Origin of the sequence: Mucilaginibacter sp. P19, assembly GCF_050632265.1 — a bacterium.
In the GTDB taxonomy this organism is placed as follows: domain Bacteria; phylum Bacteroidota; class Bacteroidia; order Sphingobacteriales; family Sphingobacteriaceae; genus Mucilaginibacter; species Mucilaginibacter gossypii.
Map to the genome: position 1 here is coordinate 6,188,753 of NZ_CP192586.1, position 18,383 is coordinate 6,207,135.

15 protein-coding genes are annotated in these 18,383 nt (G+C 43.7%); 7 read left to right on the plus strand and 8 right to left on the minus strand.

Features of this window, described 5'->3' with window-relative positions; translation table 11 throughout:
• Positions 1–44 precede the first annotated feature (44 nt).
• Complete coding sequence (locus ACQ86K_RS30410; RefSeq protein WP_176844489.1) at positions 45–1,553, plus strand: carboxylesterase/lipase family protein; 1,509 nt, start codon at positions 45–47, stop codon at positions 1,551–1,553.
• 118 nt (positions 1,554–1,671) lie between these two features.
• Here the strand turns inward: ACQ86K_RS30410 and ACQ86K_RS30415 are convergent, their stop codons facing one another.
• The 3 genes from ACQ86K_RS30415 to ACQ86K_RS30425 all read right to left on the minus strand — a co-directional run bounded on the left by ACQ86K_RS30415 (position 1,672) and on the right by ACQ86K_RS30425 (position 4,296).
• Entirely contained in the window at positions 1,672–1,902 is a 231-nt protein-coding gene (locus ACQ86K_RS30415; RefSeq protein ID WP_218134438.1) for a hypothetical protein, read from the minus strand.
• Between the two features lie 55 nt (positions 1,903–1,957).
• Positions 1,958–2,893 carry a DUF6268 family outer membrane beta-barrel protein gene (locus tag ACQ86K_RS30420; RefSeq protein ID WP_091169681.1) on the minus strand — a complete coding sequence of 312 codons (936 nt, stop codon included), beginning with the start codon at positions 2,891–2,893 and terminating at the stop codon, positions 1,958–1,960.
• Between the two features lie 236 nt (positions 2,894–3,129).
• Positions 3,130–4,296, minus strand: coding sequence for an aminotransferase class V-fold PLP-dependent enzyme (locus ACQ86K_RS30425; RefSeq protein ID WP_091169678.1), 1,167 nt, complete (start codon positions 4,294–4,296; stop codon positions 3,130–3,132).
• 71 nt (positions 4,297–4,367) lie between these two features.
• On the opposite strand from ACQ86K_RS30425, the gene ACQ86K_RS30430 reads away from it, so the two are divergent.
• From ACQ86K_RS30430 to ACQ86K_RS30455, 6 genes are read left to right on the plus strand one after another with little or no spacing between them, the layout of a single operon-like run.
• On the plus strand, positions 4,368–6,122 hold the full coding sequence (locus tag ACQ86K_RS30430; RefSeq protein ID WP_091169674.1) for an FAD-binding protein: 1,755 nt from the start codon (positions 4,368–4,370) through the stop codon (positions 6,120–6,122).
• Positions 6,115–6,402 (plus strand): hypothetical protein, encoded by a 288-nt coding sequence (locus tag ACQ86K_RS30435; RefSeq protein ID WP_431199331.1) that lies wholly within the window; start codon positions 6,115–6,117, stop codon positions 6,400–6,402. Before ACQ86K_RS30430 ends, ACQ86K_RS30435 begins: the two co-directional genes overlap by 8 nt.
• The gene (locus ACQ86K_RS30440) at positions 6,389–6,970 is read left to right on the plus strand and encodes a class I SAM-dependent methyltransferase (RefSeq protein WP_431199332.1); all 582 of its coding nucleotides are present in this window, start codon (positions 6,389–6,391) and stop codon (positions 6,968–6,970) included. The genes ACQ86K_RS30435 and ACQ86K_RS30440 overlap by 14 nt, the downstream gene beginning before the upstream one ends.
• 2 nt (positions 6,971–6,972) lie before the next feature.
• Positions 6,973–8,070, plus strand: a complete 1,098-nt coding sequence (locus ACQ86K_RS30445; RefSeq protein WP_091169667.1) for a hypothetical protein — start codon at positions 6,973–6,975, stop codon at positions 8,068–8,070.
• A gap of 19 nt (positions 8,071–8,089) precedes the next feature.
• On the plus strand, positions 8,090–8,860 hold the full coding sequence (locus ACQ86K_RS30450; protein WP_091169664.1) for a hypothetical protein: 771 nt from the start codon (positions 8,090–8,092) through the stop codon (positions 8,858–8,860).
• A 26-nt stretch (positions 8,861–8,886) separates the two neighbouring features.
• Positions 8,887–10,260 carry a leucine-rich repeat domain-containing protein gene (locus ACQ86K_RS30455; RefSeq protein WP_139160028.1) on the plus strand — a complete coding sequence of 458 codons (1,374 nt, stop codon included), beginning with the start codon at positions 8,887–8,889 and terminating at the stop codon, positions 10,258–10,260.
• A 391-nt stretch (positions 10,261–10,651) separates the two neighbouring features.
• Here the strand turns inward: ACQ86K_RS30455 and prfH are convergent, their stop codons facing one another.
• The 5 genes from prfH to ACQ86K_RS30480 form a co-directional block, all read right to left on the minus strand.
• Entirely contained in the window at positions 10,652–11,257 is a 606-nt protein-coding gene (prfH, locus tag ACQ86K_RS30460; RefSeq protein ID WP_256337459.1) for a peptide chain release factor H, read from the minus strand.
• 11 nt (positions 11,258–11,268) lie between these two features.
• A complete protein-coding gene (locus ACQ86K_RS30465; RefSeq protein ID WP_091169656.1) occupies positions 11,269–12,669 on the minus strand; it encodes an RtcB family protein in 1,401 nt (466 codons plus the stop codon).
• Between the two features lie 5 nt (positions 12,670–12,674).
• Entirely contained in the window at positions 12,675–13,406 is a 732-nt protein-coding gene (locus ACQ86K_RS30470) for a hypothetical protein (protein WP_091169652.1), read from the minus strand.
• A gap of 586 nt (positions 13,407–13,992) precedes the next feature.
• Positions 13,993–15,606, minus strand: a complete 1,614-nt coding sequence (locus ACQ86K_RS30475; RefSeq protein WP_091169649.1) for a glycoside hydrolase family 43 protein — start codon at positions 15,604–15,606, stop codon at positions 13,993–13,995.
• A gap of 326 nt (positions 15,607–15,932) precedes the next feature.
• Positions 15,933–17,939, minus strand: coding sequence for an alginate lyase family protein (locus ACQ86K_RS30480; RefSeq protein ID WP_091169647.1), 2,007 nt, complete (start codon positions 17,937–17,939; stop codon positions 15,933–15,935).
• Positions 17,940–18,383: the final 444 nt, after the last annotated feature.

Consider the following 18,383-nt stretch of genomic DNA (forward strand, 5'->3'; position numbering starts at 1 on the left):
TAACGCGCTTCAGCTGGCTGCCACTTATTAAGATCAACCGTTTTATGAAAAACATCATCCGCCTGATTCCGGTTTACACGTTTTTACTGGGCATATTTTTAGGTTTTACTACCTCTGCCCAAACAGTTGTAACAAAAGTATCAGGTGGATGGATAAAAGGTATCGAAGAAGGGCCAACCCTGGTATTTAAAGGCATCCCGTATGCTAAACCGCCGGTTGGCCCTTTGCGTTTTATGCCCCCTCAGCCAATGACGGCATGGAAAGACACGCTTTCATGCGAAAAATTTGGAAGCCCGGCATCGCAGGGCGGCGGCGCAGGCGGACTAAAAGGCAGCGAAGATTGTCTCACATTGAACGTATATACGCCTACAACAGCAAGGGACGCTAAGCTTCCGGTACTGGTATGGGTACATGGCGGCTCGCTTACAGGCGGCTCGGGTATGGGAATGAACGGCCACGCTTTTGCCGACGATGACAGCGTTGTTACTGTTACCATTAATTATCGCCTTGGTGTTTTCGGCTTTATGTATTTGGGCGATGTAAACAAAGCTTACCAATCATCTGGAAATAATGGCCTGCTCGATCTGATCATGGCGCTGAAATGGATCAGGCAAAATATTGCGGCGATGGGCGGTGATGCTTCGAAGGTTACCGTCATGGGCGAATCGGCAGGCGCAAAACTCACCAGTGCCCTGTTGGCAACACCACAATCCAAAGGCTATTTCAACCAGCAGATTTTAGAAAGCGGCGCCGTGCAATGCATCCGGGATTCTGCTACCGCTAAAGGCATCAGGCAGCGGTTAATGACCGAGCTGGGTGTTAGCAAACCCGCCGACCTCCTCAAAATCTCCGCCGAAAAATTTATAGCAGCACAGGCAAAGATCAGCAATGGGGCACAGGGCACCAACTATTTTGGCCCGGTGATAGATGGCGCGGTGATTTCGCAGGATCCATATCAATATATCCTCAAAAACAGAAATGATAAAGTACGCTTCCTCATCGGTACCAATAAGTTTGAAAGTAAAATGTTTATGAATTTTGACAAACGCCTCAACCACCCCGATAGCACGGTGCTATATGGTTGGTTTGGTGATAATTACCGTTATATTTTATCAAACTTTGAAAGCGAGGCTAAAAATGGCAATGCAGATAGCGCTGCCATAAAAGTACTCACCCAATACATGTACCAGATGCACAGCTACCGGCTGGCTAACACATTAGCGCAGGCAGGCAACCACGTTTGGATGTACCGTTTTGATTACAAGCGCGATGGTACCGGTGCAACCCATGCCGATGAATTAGGCTATGTTTGGTTTTTACCTAAACAACACAATTTTAACGATACAGAACTAAAACTGGCTAACCAAATACACCAAACCTGGGTAAACTTTATAAAAGGCAAAGCTCCGGGCCAGGTTAATGATAAGCAATGGCCTCATTTTGTAGCCGGCGAAAATAATATCATGGTTTTTGATACGGTTTCGGGACCAACGCAGCTTAACTACATTTACAACGACAGGGCCCATCCTTCTTCCTGCTTTGTGCTGAAATAGTTGTCTTAGCTATTCATAGTTTGTTAAGTCCACGCAATTGAAAAACGTGCAGGTTACGCTAAACCTACACGTTTAACAAATGAAACGGAGTACAAGCATTATAATCCGGGCTTTGTGTTTATTCGAGCGGCTGGCACTTGTAGCCATAATCTTTAAGGATGCCCACGACCGATTGCGGTGAAACCTCCGGGCCCTCTATCCTCAATACTTTATCACAATCTTCCAGGTCAAAATTTACACTGCTATTGGTAATATGTTTTTGAAGCAGGCCCACCAATTTTGCTGCCTGCGCCGGATCCTCAACATTTGTTTTAAAAACCTCGACCATTAAATTAATAGTTGTTTCCATTGCTGCGGTTGATTGATGTTATACATTCAAAAGGAAGACCTGCACCGGTTTCGGGTTAAAACCGGTAGCTGATCCCTGATTCGACGGTAAAGCCGGTCTTTTTTAACTCGGCCAGGTGAACGCGTTTGTTCAGGTCGTTAAATGGTGCCCAGTTAACTTTTTGATCTTTGTTGTACAAGTCAAGCTGTTGCACAAAATTGTAACCACCGCTTATTTGTACCGAAAAGTTTTTAGCCAGCTGGTAATTATAAAAAAGCGTGTTTTTATACTGCTGTACCTGTAAATAATTTGACCCTGTTTTTTTCGACAACCGGTATGAGCCCCCGCCAATGCCAAAGTCGCTGCTGAAACCAAGGATACTTTTATCGTTGAGCTGGTACTTTAATTTTTCGGAAACGGGCAGGGTGCCGCTAAGGCTCAGTTTTTCGCTGATCTGCCATTCTATCCCGATAACCGGCAGCAGTATCGTACCAAAAAACTGCCTTGAATAACCCACACCAACGGCGTAGGAAAAGCTTTTGGACTTACGGATCTTGAGCATGGCAAAGCCTGAATATAGCATGTCTTCGCCCGAAACATCTTTCAGGTCGGATGATAAGGTAGGGATTGCTGATACCAGCAGCGCGTACTTTGCAGAAAACGATTTTTGAAAAGTGATGGGTACCGAAATAGAATAAAAATCAGTACCACCGAATGATTTTCCTGTTTCGGATAAGGAAAGCCCGCTGTAACTAACGCCGGCAAGTAAAAAATCAAGCTTTCCGTCCCTGAAATTATTTATCAGCGGTACGTTGACCGAAGCATTCACTTGCCTGATGTTCATGTTTTTATTTTTAACGGTAAACGGCGAGTAGGAGTAACCGGCATCGAATGATCCGATTTTGGGCTTAAATACTGAATCGGCATTGGTTGCCGTTTTTTGCTGGGCGCCTGCAGTAAATTTAAACGAAATCAAAAAGATAACAAGATAGATCAGGAATGTTGCTTTCATAGCATTTGTGTTGTTAAGACGATTATTAAAATTTGTCTCTTAAACACGCCTGAAGCGTTTTACCCTCATTGCTGTTGATGATATTTTTTTAAAGTGGATTTGGATGGGTGGGGTGGGATAGTTCGGGCTATTTTTTATTAATAAACGGACGTCTTTCGGCCAGGGATATGGTTAAGCAATTGAAGCCCAGTTATGGAAAACGTTAAAGCACCACAACCTGTCAGCATAAGAAGAGATTAGTGCGAAAAATTGATTATTAGTTGTATTAGTTTATTACGGTCTTTTGCGCTCATAGCGGGATACACTGGTAAATAAACAAGATTGTCTAATGCTAATTCTTCAGGTTTGGGAACGCCGCCCGCCTCGCTCAACTTGATTAAGCTTGATGCTTTTTGCGAAGCATCAAAACCGTTATTACGCAAGTGTTTGATCAGTGCATCCGGATTATGGGTTTCAACAGGCATCACCCAGTAAGAATGCCTCTTGTTCTCAAAACCAATTTTATAATTATCGGGGATCTTTGATAAAATATCTTTGGCTAATTGGATCCTTTTAGTAATACTATTTTGATCAAAGTTAGCAAGTTTTTTTCGGAGCAGCCTTTGATTTGGAGTGGAAGGCTGATGCCGGATCTGTCTAAAAATATCGTTGCCGGGGAAGCCCTTTGTAAAGCCACCTAATACCTGTTCAAAGTCCTTTCCCAAAGCCATTACTAAATTATAAAACCCGGTATAAATAACTTTATTGGTGAGCAGTTTTACAAACAGCACTTTAAAAAGCTTTTTAAAATAGCCTGCAGTACTTTGTTGATGGTAGTGCCCATTTTGCGCAACAACCTCAGCGTACAACGCCGGGTCTTTTATTTTGATCATCGCCCCGCTAATAGCCGTATTGGTTTTAATAAAGCCAAAGCTAAACATCACTACGTCTGATGCGGGATTCCCGCTATATAAATTACCGGCATATGCTTGTGCGCAATCCTCAAATATAATGAGGTTATACTTTTTTGCTATGGCAACTATCGCTTCAATTTCCATGATACCGCCAAAAAGGTGAGTGATCAGTATGGCTTTGGTTGCAGGTGTAATTGCTGCTTCCACCTGGGCCGGGGACATATTTAAGGTATACTTATTAACCGGGATCGGAACAAGCGTTAATTCGTGCCAGTTAATTATGGCGAACATATCCGGGATATTAATATCAGTAACAATCATCTCGAAGCCCGGCGGAAAATTCAAAGCGTTTAATACCAGATCGATTCCAGTTCTCACCGAGAGGCAAACCATTTCGTTAGCGCATTGATCAACATCCGGCCCTGGTAAGCGAAAGCGATCAGTAAGGCAGTAATAAGCACCTTCAACCAAGTTCTTATAGCTGATATATAATTTACCTCTGGGTATCATGTTACATTTATATACGCGGCTATAATTATAATTGAAAGTAATGATATATTAGCGTATTGCCAAGACCATCCATGCGCCTGAAACAAAAACTACCTGTAACCTATCTGCTATTTACTTTTAACGGCCGCTTATCAAAAGGGGCTTTTTGGCTGGCTTCCCTGTTTTACTGGTGCACTTTTTACGTGTTGTACAACTTTTTATTGCTTGCTGGCGAAGGAGCTACGTTTATTCTATATCCTTTATTATTCTGGATCATTATAGCTACTTCTATTAAGCGCCTGCATGATCAGGGCTATTCAGGCTATTGGCTGTTTACTGTTTTAATACCCGTGCTTGGGCCATTATGGTTATTCTGGCGGTTAGGTTTCAAAAAAGGGGATTACACGACAAACCAATATGGTTCGGTACCCGGGTCGGCACCCGATTATTTGAAAAACGATGAAGGTAAAGAGATCCCCCACCTTAAAACCGATGAGCGTATTATTGACGATGTAACCCGGCTGAATCCCGTATTGGTTAGTAAAATTGCGCGTCCAACTTCGGTCGAAGAAATCTGCGAAATTGTTAAAAACGCTACCGGCGCTATCTCCGTAGGCGGTGGCCGTTTCAGCATGGGTGGACAAACAGCAAGCCCGCATAGTCTGCATATTGATATGCGCGGAATGAACAAGGTACTGGAGTTTTCCGCAACAGATAAACTCATCAAAGTACAGACGGGTATCCGCTGGTGCGATATTCAGCAATATATTGATGAGTATGACCTAAGCATCAAGATCATGCAAACCTATGCCAATTTCACGGTAGGCGGCGCATTGAGTGTTAATGCCCATGGGCGATACATGGGCATGGGGCCGGTTGTTTTATCAGTACGGTCAATTGATGTTGTGTTAGCCGATGGCTCGTTAGTACATGCTACTAAAACAGAAAACCCGGAAGTATTCTTTGGCGCAATTGGCGGTTATAATGGCATTGGCGTTATCGTTCAGGCTGAACTCGAGTTAGCCGATAACCTGGCCATTAAACGAATTGATAAAAAAATGAAAGTTGAAGAATATAAAGATTACTTCTTCAAAACCATACGCGATAATTCACAGGTAGTTTTCCATAATGGTGATATTTACCCTCCAAAATACACGCGTTTAAGAGCTGTAAGCTGGATAGAAACCACCGAAAAGCCGACAGTTAAAACCCGGCTGATGCCACTGAAAGAATCCTATCCGCTGGAACGGTATTTCCTGTGGGCGTTTACAGAAAGACCATTAGGCAAGCCTTACCGGGAGTTTATAATTGACCCTTTACTGTTCAGGGGCAAAAAGATCCACTGGCGCAACTACGAAGCCGGTTATGATGTTGCCGAACTGGAACCCAAATCACGAATCAACAGCACTTATGTATTATTGGAATACTTTGTTCCTGTTCAGCGCTTTGAGGAATTTGAACAAGCCATGGCCGAAATATTTATCCGTTTTAATGTTAACGTGCTTAATGTATCCATCAGACATGCCAAAGCCGACCCGGGCACCTACCTGGCATGGGCACGGGAAGAGGTATTTGCTTTTGTGGTTTATTACAAGCAACGCACAGATCCGGCATCTAAACATGCTGTTGCTGTATGGACCCGTGAGCTGGCTGATGCCGTAATTGCTGTAAACGGCGCTTATTATTTACCTTATCAGGTACATCCAACCGCGGCACAGTTTCATAAAGCATATCCTAACGCGCAAAAGTTATTCGACCTGAAAACCAAGCTTGATCCTGACTATAAATTCAGGAACATTTTTTGGGACACCTATTATCAACCATTAAAACCCACAAGCAATGGCTAATACATCCGAATTTAAAGCAGTATTTAACGATACCAAATGGAGCGACGATTTTTACCGCTTTTTGCAGGTGATATTTCATTTGTATCCCGAGGATAAATTCCATCAATTAATAAAAGAAGAAACCGCCATAGGCAAAACCGATGAGGAGATCTATAAATCAGTTCAAAGCAAATTGAAAGGCATTAAGCCATTCTTATCAGAACTGACTTATGCCTTGCCAGCGCTTAAAAAGCAAAAAAGAAATAGTCAGGCAAACACTGGGGTTATTGGGCGATGTTAAACAGATCTCCGGTTATGGCGAGATCGGTTCTACCGGTCGTTATATTAGTCAGCTAAGAAAAGAAATCAAGGTCACCGGCCCGATATATCTTATTAATGATCTCGCGCCAACCAATTCGCCGGGAGACATTATGGAGCGGGGGCAGCTGGGCAAGGAGGGCAATTTTGTGGATATTAATGGCTATAACCCAATTAGTAGTTTAACTATTCCTGATGCAAGCCTGGACGTGGTTACGTGCTATATTGGTTTACACCACTGCCCGGTAGCGAAGCTGGATGGGTTTGTGGAATCGATATACCGAATCCTACGGCCCGGCGGCTCGTTTGTTATCCGCGACCATAATGTTAAAACGCCAGAAATGGCCACCTTTGTTTCTTTGGTGCATACGGTATTTAATGTGGGATTGAACGAAACCTGGGAGTTTGAAGCCAGAGATTTTAAAAACTTCAAGTCCGCAGATGAATGGGCAGCCATTATTGAGCAGGCGGGATTTAAAGATGCCGGTAAACGAATACTACAAGATAAAGATCCATCCGATAATACCTTAATGTTGTTTACCAAAATATAGGCATGAAAAGGCTAAGGATACTGACATTAATTGCGCTGCTACTGGCTATCATAACTTTTGTTGTTAAAAACAGGAAGCCATCCACTGTGCCTGCCGGGAAGGGTTTGTTGGTGGATAAAGCCTGGCTGTCAATTAATAAGCACCCGCTAACACCTCAGGCAGCCGTACGTCCGCCTGATCAAACTTTTCTGACCTACCCCGAATGGTTCCTGGTGTTTAGTCCGGCTGAACAGGCAGATTACTTTAAAACCCATACTTCAACCACCTTTCCATACCTGAAACATGTTGACCAGATGTGGGGTGGTTACGGTGTAATGTACGATCAGATTAAAGGAAATTTCCCTTTCAATACCGGCTACCATGTGATGATATGGGTAATAGCCGGCAGCACAACCGTTGAGTACGGTATCAAATCATTTTACGAGACCGTTATTGGCCGGGTGACCGATATCAGCCCCAACGAAGAAATGACCGCCGAAGATAAGTTTAATGCTGATTATGAATACAGCTATGTAAAATTTATTGAGGCGCTGCCATGGTACGAGTATGATTTTAACCATCAGCTTAAAATGTTGTGGAGCAGCGCCTCTTTCTCCGGTCCGCATTTGCTGCGTAAACTGGAGAGGCGCTATTATCTAACCACCGAACTATTGGTTAAAAGCGGCTATGGCTGGCTGATTGGCCTCGGCACCAAATCGGCTTATGAAACAGCCTCGTTGCAAACAGCAGTAGTGATGGATAGGCTACCCACAGGGTTGGATACAACCGGATTTGTGCATAATATAAAAGTATTGCCAAACGGTATGGTGCTGGCTAATTTACCCCGTTATGCTGAATTTAATACAGCGGTTAGTAAGCTGGCAAAAAATGGTGTTGGTTTTACTGAGATTGCCGGAAATGAAAGTGCTATTATGCTTACCGTTTTAACTGAAAAACCTTTAAATATAACCGCTAATTATAAAATACTATTTACTCAGCCAATCTTTACCAGGCCGGGCTTAAGCAGGGTTGCTTTAGTGACAACGGTGGGAAACCTTAGCTCGCTTGTAAGAACACTTAAACTAAAAGGAGTGACGATAGAGCATATTTATGATTATTAATTAATTCTTTCTACAACTTATGAAAGTTAACCTACTTATTATATTAATAGTATTTAGCCTCGAAAGTTGTTTAGGCCAAACTGATAAAAAGCTAATCAGTAACTGGAATACGCATCCAATTCCTACTAATCCGGACAGCCTCAGAAAATATGGTTTCTCTTTTCACGAATGGGCTGTCTATAAGAAAAACGATTCTGTTTTTGTGGTAGATAAGAAAGAACTTCCATCTCCTCAATTACCTTTTAAAATTAAAGTTAAAAAAGCTGATAGTCGTGACTTTGGAGGAAGGGCTTCAATCTTGAAAGTAGAAGATGGTTATTTAGTAGGCTTTTACAGAGGTGAATGGGGTGGTGCTCTATACTGGGTTTCAAGTGATGGTAAGAATTATTATAAAATATCAAGTCATGAGATAGTGCAGTTTATTAATAGAGGAGGCAAACAATACGCCATTGAAGGGCTTGCACACTTAGGAACCTCGGAAGGAAGCATTATTGAAATCTACAAACCAAATGATAAGTGGGCTGTGAGAGAACACTTAAAACTACCAACAGCACCAGCAGTTATCGCATTAGATCATCAAGATAACTTTATCATTATTACTTCTAAAAGTTTGTTAAAAGTAGGTCGAAATGCACAAATATTTTTTTTAGTAGATAAAGGATTATGGTACGCGGCTCTTTATCCCAATTCAATGGTTATCAGAAATAATATTATTTACGCAGGCATGCGCGCGGGAGTTTATCATTACGATCTGAGTACAGGGAAGGATTCCTGGTTGTTGCCATATTAGTATTAGCGATTCCAAGCTTGACAAAATTGAAAAGATCAAACATAACTCCGCTCAAAGCCCTTGCCATATTGGCCATCTGTTTAGGCCTTGCAATAATTTACTTCACCGGTGGGTTTGGACTGGGAATAGGGATATTGATGATGATAAGTTCAATATTACTTTATCTCATTAATTATTTTGCTTCCAAGACTAAACATTTTAAACTAATACAGATGGGAGTATCGGCAGTATATATTCTTACTGTTTCTTATTGTGCTTTGAAATGGCAGGAACATACAACTTTTATCTTCTCTAAAGCATCCAGGGGCGCAGCAGGGATAGTTTTCGGAATTCAAGGTTACCCTGAGCTACCTCCAGCTTTTCTTTGGACTAAAACTGTTATCATCCCGGATAGCGGTATTGTCATCACGTCTACAAAAGAGGAAGAGATGCCAACCTGGCAACGATACCGGTACTCCGATAGATCTGCAGTTGAAACGAATGACATTGAATGGAACCCAAACTTTCAATATCCCTGCATTAAAAGCAAGGGAATAGTAAAGGCATGGTTATTTAGCAAAAGGGGGCAATCCGATTCATTAGCGCAGAAGCGTATAGTAGAAATTGTGAACAAAATTGATGCAGGCAAATTGAAAACCCTTTATACGTCTTCAGGAGTGTCAATTGTAATGGCTAATGAGGGAGCGTATCTAAATCTTCAAGGTGCCGGACTTGCTTACCTGCCCGATGCTGTCAGCACATTACCAATTAATACAATTTACCTCGCACAGAATAAATTTACAACAATACCCTCACAGCTTTATAAAATTAAATCACTTCATAGTGTTTATTTGGGTGCAAACCCCATAAAGTCACTTCCTGATGATTTGTATAAAATGCGAGGGCTAAAAAGCCTGCTGGTAGGAAAAACGGAAATCAACGAAATTAAAACAGATCTTTCAAACCTTGATAGTTTAGAATACCTTGATATTTCTGGCAATAAATTGTCAATGTTTCCTGAAAAAATCAAGACTGTTCCCCACCTAAAATGGCTCTCAATTGAAGAAAATGAGTTTAAAGATTTGGGCTTCGTAGATAATAAATTAAGTGGGCTTCAAACATTACAGGTCTATAGCAATAAGATTAAAGGCATCTCTGATAATATTCGCTATCTGTCAAATCTTAGAGAATTACTAATTTTTGATAACCAAATAGATAGTATCCCTAACTGTATAGGTTCGTTGGTTAATCTCGAAAAACTTGAAATTTGGAATAACCCACTTCGTTATATTTCTCCTGAAATCAAAAAATTAACAAAATTAAAAGAGATAAGATTGGATGACAATTACTTATCAAAAGAAGACAAGACACAGTTAAAGCAGTGGTTGCCGCATTGTGATATTCACTTTCAAACCAGATAAATAATTAATATGCTGGTGCTGTGTCGACAGTATCAATAGGATCAGCCGATAGTTAATTCATTAACAAAACGGATGACAAGATACTTTCCGCTGGGACAACAACGTTTTGGCCAAAAACCTTACAAGTCTATTTTTTACGCAGTTTGGGATTGGAACATATCAATAAAACTTACGAAAAGTGTTGTACCGGCGTAGTGCCCATAAAAAAACAGGCTTTTAGAAATTAATCTAAAAGCCTGGTAATCGATATATGGAGAATATCAGAGGATTCAAAGCTTCTAAAACAACAGCCAAACGCCGTTTTGAGGCTTTTATTAAACCTCACCATTTATAAAAACATCGATTTTTTACCTTTTCTCACGAAAAAACCCGGTTACTTTTGCCGCCTGTTTTAAATTACTGCCCTGATGGTTTTAACCGGATTACCACGCTCCAGGGCGTTATGCTCCTGCCACTGACTTTGCTGCTGCTCTATCAATTTTTCTGTTTGCCAGATCAGTACTTTGGCTTCCAGCCGGGCTAAACAAAGCTTTTTGTTTTCGAGCTGCGACCGGGTATCCATTGCCATAACTTGCAGTCCCGATGGTAAATGTGTTCCCCGAACCGCGGTTTCCACTTTGTTTACATTTTGGCCACCTGGTCCCGACGAACGACAGGTTTCCAGCTTTACATCTTTAGGGTTCCATTGCATCAGTTCTTTTACGTCAAAAACAGATACGCCCACAAACCAGTTTTTACGTTTATGGTATTTTCGATACGGGCTTTGCGCTATCCATTGTATAGTACCGGTCCATTCTTTTACAAAAGCATCCAGGTTATTACCGGTAGCCATCATCGTAGCGGATAGTAAAGTGCCGTTTAACCCGCCGGCTTTGTTTTCCAGTACTTCAAGCTGAATGCCTTGCTGTTTGGCTTGCTTCAACATCAGGTTTTGTACGCGGGCTACAACCCGGCTGCATTCTGCCGGGCCTTTGCCTGAAGTGATTTGTATCATCATCTTTTTCATCACTACTCCTTATTCATCCGAACGATACGTGGATAAAACTTGCCCTGGACATCAACCAGGTCGCTTTGCACCGCCATCACGGCCTCGATATCCTTATAAGCTAAGGGGTTCTCTTCAACGGTACCGCCAATTAAGGTTACACCTGCATTGGTGAGCAACTTTTTCATGGCCGAAACCGTCATGCTGTCCTTAGCCTTTTGCCTGCTCATGGCCCGGCCGGCACCGTGCGATGCAGAATATAAAGCATCATTTGCACCTTTGCCCGATACCAGGTAAGCCGGCGCGGTCATGCTGCCAGGGATAATGCCCAGCTCGCCTTGATGCGCCGGTGTCGCGCCTTTGCGATGAATAATAACCTCCCGGCCGTCAGCCAATTGTTCTTTCCAGGCAAAGTTGTGGTGGTTTTCCACCACGTGCAAAGCTTTCAAGCCTAAAGCCTTTAACAGGTTGGCGTGTATGCGCTCGTGACAAGCTTTGGCATAATCTCCGGCCAGGGTCATGGTTAACCAATATTCCTGGCCCGCCTCATTGTTCATATCCAACCAGGCCAGTTGCTGTGCGTGGCGCGGAAGTTTGCAGGTATTCATGGCTATCTGCGTGTACTGCCTCGCTATTGCCGAACCTAAACCCCGGCTGCCTGAATGTGTTAACAAGGCCGTATACTTTTTAGCGGGTAAACCTAAAGCGTTATCAGCCAAAAGTTCGATCTCGCCAAACTCCACAAAGTGGTTTCCGTTGCCCGAGGTGCCTAATTGCCGTACCGCCTTACTCCGCAGCGGTTTTAAAAATGGGATCTCATTAAATACCCTGCTATCCAGCACTTCATGCTCCTGCCTTACATCCAGGCCTCCTTCCATACCAAAATGAGTATGATTTTTTAAGGCTTGTTTAATTTGATATTCGAACCGTTTTAGAAAACCATCGCTCTCATCGATAATGGACAGCGCCATGCGACAGCCAATATCCATACCTACAGCATAGGGAATTACCGCGTTGTTTGCAGCGAGTACGCCACCAATAGGCAAACCAAAACCCATGTGCGCGTCAGGCATTAATGCACCTTGAACGCTTACTGGCAGCATATTAGCCAGCTCCATTTGTTTTTTGGCCGATTGCTCAATACCCTTGCCACCGTAAGTTTTGCAGTATACCGGTTCATCACGCAGTGCAAACGCTTTAAAGGATGGAGCATCCGTTTTGCCAATTACCTTTTCGGCTATCTTGCTTGTTAACTCATCATCCAGAAATACTTCCGGATCGTTCTTAATATTCACCAACAGGTCCAGTAGCTGCTGCTTACTATGGTGCTTGAAATTTTTAGAGGTTATACCAATAACCAGGCTTCGCAGCTGATCATTATGATAACCTATTTTACTTAAATCTTTTGTTCTTAAATTGCCCATGTGGGTTATGTTTCTAATTCCAGGTAAGCTTCTTTACAGGCATACCTTGGTGTGTTTTTAAATTTGTTAATGTATTTTGGCCGGTCGTTAAACTCATCTTTCCAGCGATAGCTCCGGCCACGGGTTAACAGGTTGATGCGCGGCCACAAGTGGTTGTTATCAATGTGTTCGTCTATCCACGCTAATTCCCGTTCAATATCCGCATCGATCATTTTAGTATGTGTTACCATATGCGGCGCTACCTTTAGCACATATCGCCAGGGCTCGGCAAACACGTATTTCACCTCGGTACGGTAGGTTTTAACATCAAAAGTTTCAACACGGGTAAAGCAAACCTTTTCCTGCTCGGTTAAATTGATCCTGTTGATATCCCAACTATGTTGCGACAACTCACGCAGTATTTGCGGTTTAGCCTGGTACACATAACGTTGTTTGCGTCGTTTTTTCCGTTTGAAGGATTTGTCCTGATGATATTCAACCGTGTTAATTTTCATTAATAAGGCTTCATAAAAGTCCTTCCTGGGGTTATGCTTATGGTCATCCCGCAACACAAAAAAACGTTTCCAGCCACGTTGATACGGGTGTTCAAGCGCAACCATCGGCAAAAGCCTTCTTTGCTCCCTTAGTTCATCGCGCCGTTTGTCCATCTGTATCAGTTGTTTATCCCGACCGGTTTTAACGAGCCGCCTTTTGCGCCGCGCCGATTTGATACAGCGCGGCCATTCATGTGTGTTCATCACACTTTCATTTAATTTTCTTGAATTTGATTTTTGATCTCAGTTCGTCCTTGAGTAAGGATATACCCTTGTTAGAGCGCTCAAAAAATCCAGTGAATTGGGGGGCAGGCAAAATAATGCACAGGTTACTGATGCAACCGTTTAATTATTTAATAAAATACAGGGTTTGCCTGCCTGATCAGGCAATGAGCGAAAGGGGCGATATGTAGATTTGCTCTGTCATGATTCCTTGATATTTAAAAGATTAACAAATCAGGAATTGGATGCAAAGATAGAATTTAATTCGAAATATCAAGAGGCGGCTATTTAGTTTGCAGGTTTGGGCCGCAACGTAGCTACAATTTCCATCGCCAGCGCTTGTTGCTTATGATTTAAACTGCGCGTATCTATTACCATAGAATTGTAAAGCATACCTGGCGAATTATCAGCTTTCTACTTGCCGTCCAGGATTGCGCGGCGGCCGGGGCCGTGGTCAATATACTGTAACCGAGTAATAATTGCAGTGCAAATCTCAGGCGGATCATCAGGTTGGTGCGGGTTAGGCGTGTTATAGGGTCAGTTTGTCTGCTCTCTGTTTGGATCTGTTTTAATGGGAATATTGATAGTGCAGGTAATCAACATCAATAAAACCGGCATCTTGCAGGTCGTTAAAACTGTAAATGGCCAGCCTGTCGCCCCTGTATGATCCCCATCTTAACTGATAGGTTTCGCCAATGGGTTTAAAATTCCTGCCATCCGTGCTGTACGTAAAATTACTTTTGCCATCCAGGCCCCACACTGTGCGTAACCAAATGTTATTGCCCTTGATGATGGGGCCGTCGGTTACGGCATTTTCAGTAAAGAACTGCAACTGTTTACCCCGGCTGGTTTGCACTACACCGGCCGCCGCATAATGGGGTGCTCCAAAGTGTGATAGCCCGGCGCGCTGGCCGTTAGCCATGCCGCTCAGGTCAATTTTAACGGTGGCCTCGTTGGCGTTGGTGCGGTAGCAGCGCTGGATTATGGTGTTTCCGGCATACAGCAAATCGTTTTTGAGTGGTTTGAAGGCGTGCAGCCTGAGCCAGCCTTTTCGCTGAGTTAAGGACCATTTGGCGGCGCGGGGCTGGTAGTTCCATTCCCACTGGGGGCCAGGCGTGTTGCCGTTAAACTCATCCGAACTTTGCGGAACAACCCGACCGGTGCCGGTTACGGGCATAGGGGCCTGCCACACCATTTCGCCAAGGCCCGCTGCATTAGGCCGGCCAATGATAGGCCAGCCATTAGTCCAGGTTACAGGTAACAGGCTCAATATCCGGCCCGACCAATCGCCCGAGCCATGGTGGGTCAAAAAGTACCACTTATCGTCAGCAGTCTGCACTAATCCGCCCTGGTTGGGTTCGTTAAATTGCGGCTGACCTTCGCTCAATTGCTGCGGGCCTTCGTAAGGGCCCCGAATATCTTTGGCCCGCTCCATCATAAGCACCCTTACGTCGTTGCGCACCTCGCTGAAAAGGTGGTAATAATAGCCATTAATTTTGTACAGCTTGTTTGCCTCGCTGCCCTGCGACTGGTGGATCACCTTGTCGCTTTCCCGGTCAATCACCGAGCCATCGGCCGACATTTTAAACAGGTGGATTTTATAGTTATCGGCAAACCTGGTGCCTATCAGGTAGCCCTGGCCGTCATCATCCCAAAACGGGCAGCAATCGTCCCAGCCTTTTTCGTTCAGTACATGTTTTAAAGGCGCCCAGGGGCCTTCAGGCCGTGTGGCCGAACTCATAAAATAGCCCTCGTCCGGATCACCGAAGTAGATCCAGAAACGGTTGTTATGATAGCGTATGGCCCCCGCCCAGATCCCACGGCCATAATGGTCCATCCTGGTATAATTCATAGCGGGCGAAATCACCGAAATATCGTTGACAGCGTGGCCCAGGATGCGCCAGTTTACCATATCCTTAGAGTGCAGGATCACAAAACCAGGGGAATACTGAAACGTAGAGGACACGGCATAATAGTCAGTACCCACCCGGATGCAATCCACATCGCTGTAATCACCAGGTAAGACAGGGTTACGGTAAGTACCGTCAAGTTGGTCGCCCCAGTGAGTCCAGTTGCCCCATAGCGGAGCTACTTGTTTAGGCTGGCAACAGGCTTTATTAAAACAAAGCAGGGCTGAAACAAGGCCAGCAATAATGGGCGCAAAAGAAATATTACCGAGCATAGTATTAAAAAATCAGGGAAAGCTTAGTTTTCATTTTCCGGTTTAAAATTCTGTAACGTCATAACCCGTTTAAACAAAGTTTATAATTGCACCTCAATTGACCCGGCTTATCAAGCACTGTAAAAATCCGGGCTTTCCGACCGCAGGCATACCAAAATTGATGGTGCAACCAGCAGACATGATCGTCGGTTTGTTTGCTCAGGCTAAATGGTTGATACGAATTTATGGGTATCAAAAAGAATATTGTTGTTCCAAATAGACTTTTTGTTATATAAACCCGACCTGACGATGTCAGCATTTCCGGCTATGCTAATATTTTTAAAAGGTTATTCTAACCTAACCTGATCAAATTTGACCGTTGTAGATACCGCTTCAAGCCCCGAAAAAACGATTATGCCGGCTTCTGTCAGCGATAGGTTTCGCGCAACAGTCCCGATCAGTTGCCAATCTTTGCCATCTGCGGAATAAAATGAGTTTACCTGGTTTTGTTCCTGAACTAACTTTAGCCAGCAACCGCCCGTCATGCGGTTAAAAGATACTACAGGTTCTTTTACATTGAGCGTTGCTCCTGCCTGTGTTAAACTATCGCCCGGGTGAAGCCGAGCCGTACAGGTTACTACCCATTTGGGGGCCTCAAGTTGTTGCAAAACTTCTGGATAGATAAGCAAATTTACCCCGATCCCCTTTTCCTTCGCAGACTGCCTGAACGAAATGCCGAAACCGGTGAACTGCGAAGTCAACTGCGGCTGATAATGAACGGCGAGCGTTTGATAAGGCACTAATTTGTGATGGATGTAGGTAGCCTGCTCTTCGTTTCCGGTAAATCCCATGCCGGTACCTTCAACAGTAAAACCAGAATCCAATGACCGTGCTTGTCCTTTTTTTGATTTGGGGTCGAGATCGGTAACCGACCATCCTGCGGGCAATCCCGCTGTAACAGCAGCAGGATAGGCGTCCCTACTTTTACCTTTATTATTCACCGCCGATACGGTATACACGTACTTGCGCCCCGAGGCTACATTTTTATCCTTAAACTGTGCATTGATAACCCTGGAGGAGATTATCTTAAACTTTCCTTTCCTGTTGACTGCCCTTTTAACCTGATAAAAAATGGCTCCCCGTACCGGTACCCACGTCAATTGAATGGATCTGTTCTCAGGCATAGCCGTCAATCCCGACGGTGTGCACGGCTTAACCTTTGCATAGGGGTCAATAGTTTGCAGGCTGCGTGAGTACAATAAAGTACCAAAGCCAATATGGTCTGCACCCGGCGTGCCTTGCGGTTCCGGCCGTACCTTTTCAGCAGCTTTCTGCGTAAAAGTGGCCGTTTTATTCGCCCGGTGAACATAGTGATTAAATACCTCTTCATAAACCGCACGCAGTTTGCCGCGCCCTTCTGTAGCTATCTGAGCATGCAAATATTTTCCGGTCCGGTCCATTGCGGGCAAATAAGGAACATTCTCCCCCAAATTATATTTCGCGGTGTACTCGAAGCCCCTGAGCAGGCGATCATTGAGTATACCGTAAAGGTTTAGTCCCTGTTGCCACGCTATCTCGGCGCAATCGGCAAGATGCGCAATACCCAATTGCGTATGCGACTGGTCTCTTCCGCTTTCCTGGCACTGTCCTTCTTCATTAATAATATAATTGGGCAGGCTGCCGTTGCCTTCGCCGTATTGATAGTAAACAATCGCGCGTTCAAACATTGGCCGGTCATTGCAGAATACTGCTATGGCCATCATTGTTTTTAGTGCAGCTGAATCCCAGTTGCCGTTAGCAAAAAGTGCAAAATCTTTAATAACCGGATAAATCACTTCTTTAAAGTGCTTCTCAGCCTGCTTAATTTTGACAGGTGCCCAGTTTGAATTGGTATAGCGCAAAATTTCCGCGGCATTAACCATTTTGAACGGTCCAAGACCGGCCATTAATACGGCGTCACGGCCTGTTATGGATTTTAATTTCGATGCCCAGGCATCAACAATTTGTTTTGCTTTTTCCGCATAACGTTGATCGGCTGTTATGGTCCACATGATGGCGTTCTGATAGGCCGCATTGGCGTCAGCATCATAAACACCCTGGCCCACGGTAGGATTTCGGCCAACCATCTCCATTGGCCCTTGCATTTTATAATCGAACTGCGACTGGCGATTATCTTTTAATTGATTATAGCCCGTAAAAATGGGCTCAATGCGCATGGCAACGCCGTTTTTTATTCTGGCCAGGTCTTCGCGGCCTTGAAGCAGCCCCGGATGGACAAACTGTTGTGCTGTTGAAGTTTGAAAGCAAAACAACAGCGCTGAAGCATTAATAAGATACCTGACAACTGTTTTCATAAACGTGTCTTAAATAATTAAAATTGAATATTTTTTTAATTCTGTCGAAAATTTAAACCAACCGGCCCTGCGGATATTACAAAAGGCCCGGTAATACGCCAATTGTGCCTAATGTTTATCATTTGTTATAGTCATTATAAGTGACAAATCGGACGCCTTGCACACGTTCAGCCCGGAAGATACTCACTATATCAGCAGGAAAGCACACAGTACAACTCTTAACAGTTTTTTATAAAAAAGGCACATACAGGAAAGACATTTTTTACCTTTTTTTATACTCATTACTATTGCCGCAATGACTTAAAAATGGAACAATAGTCTTGTTTTGATAATTCGGCGCCTTTGATCATGTCATCTAAAGTCTAATCACAATATGGATAATCAGCTATTCGATATCTGCAATGAGCGTTATCAATATGGCGATTTTGCACATTCGTTGTACGA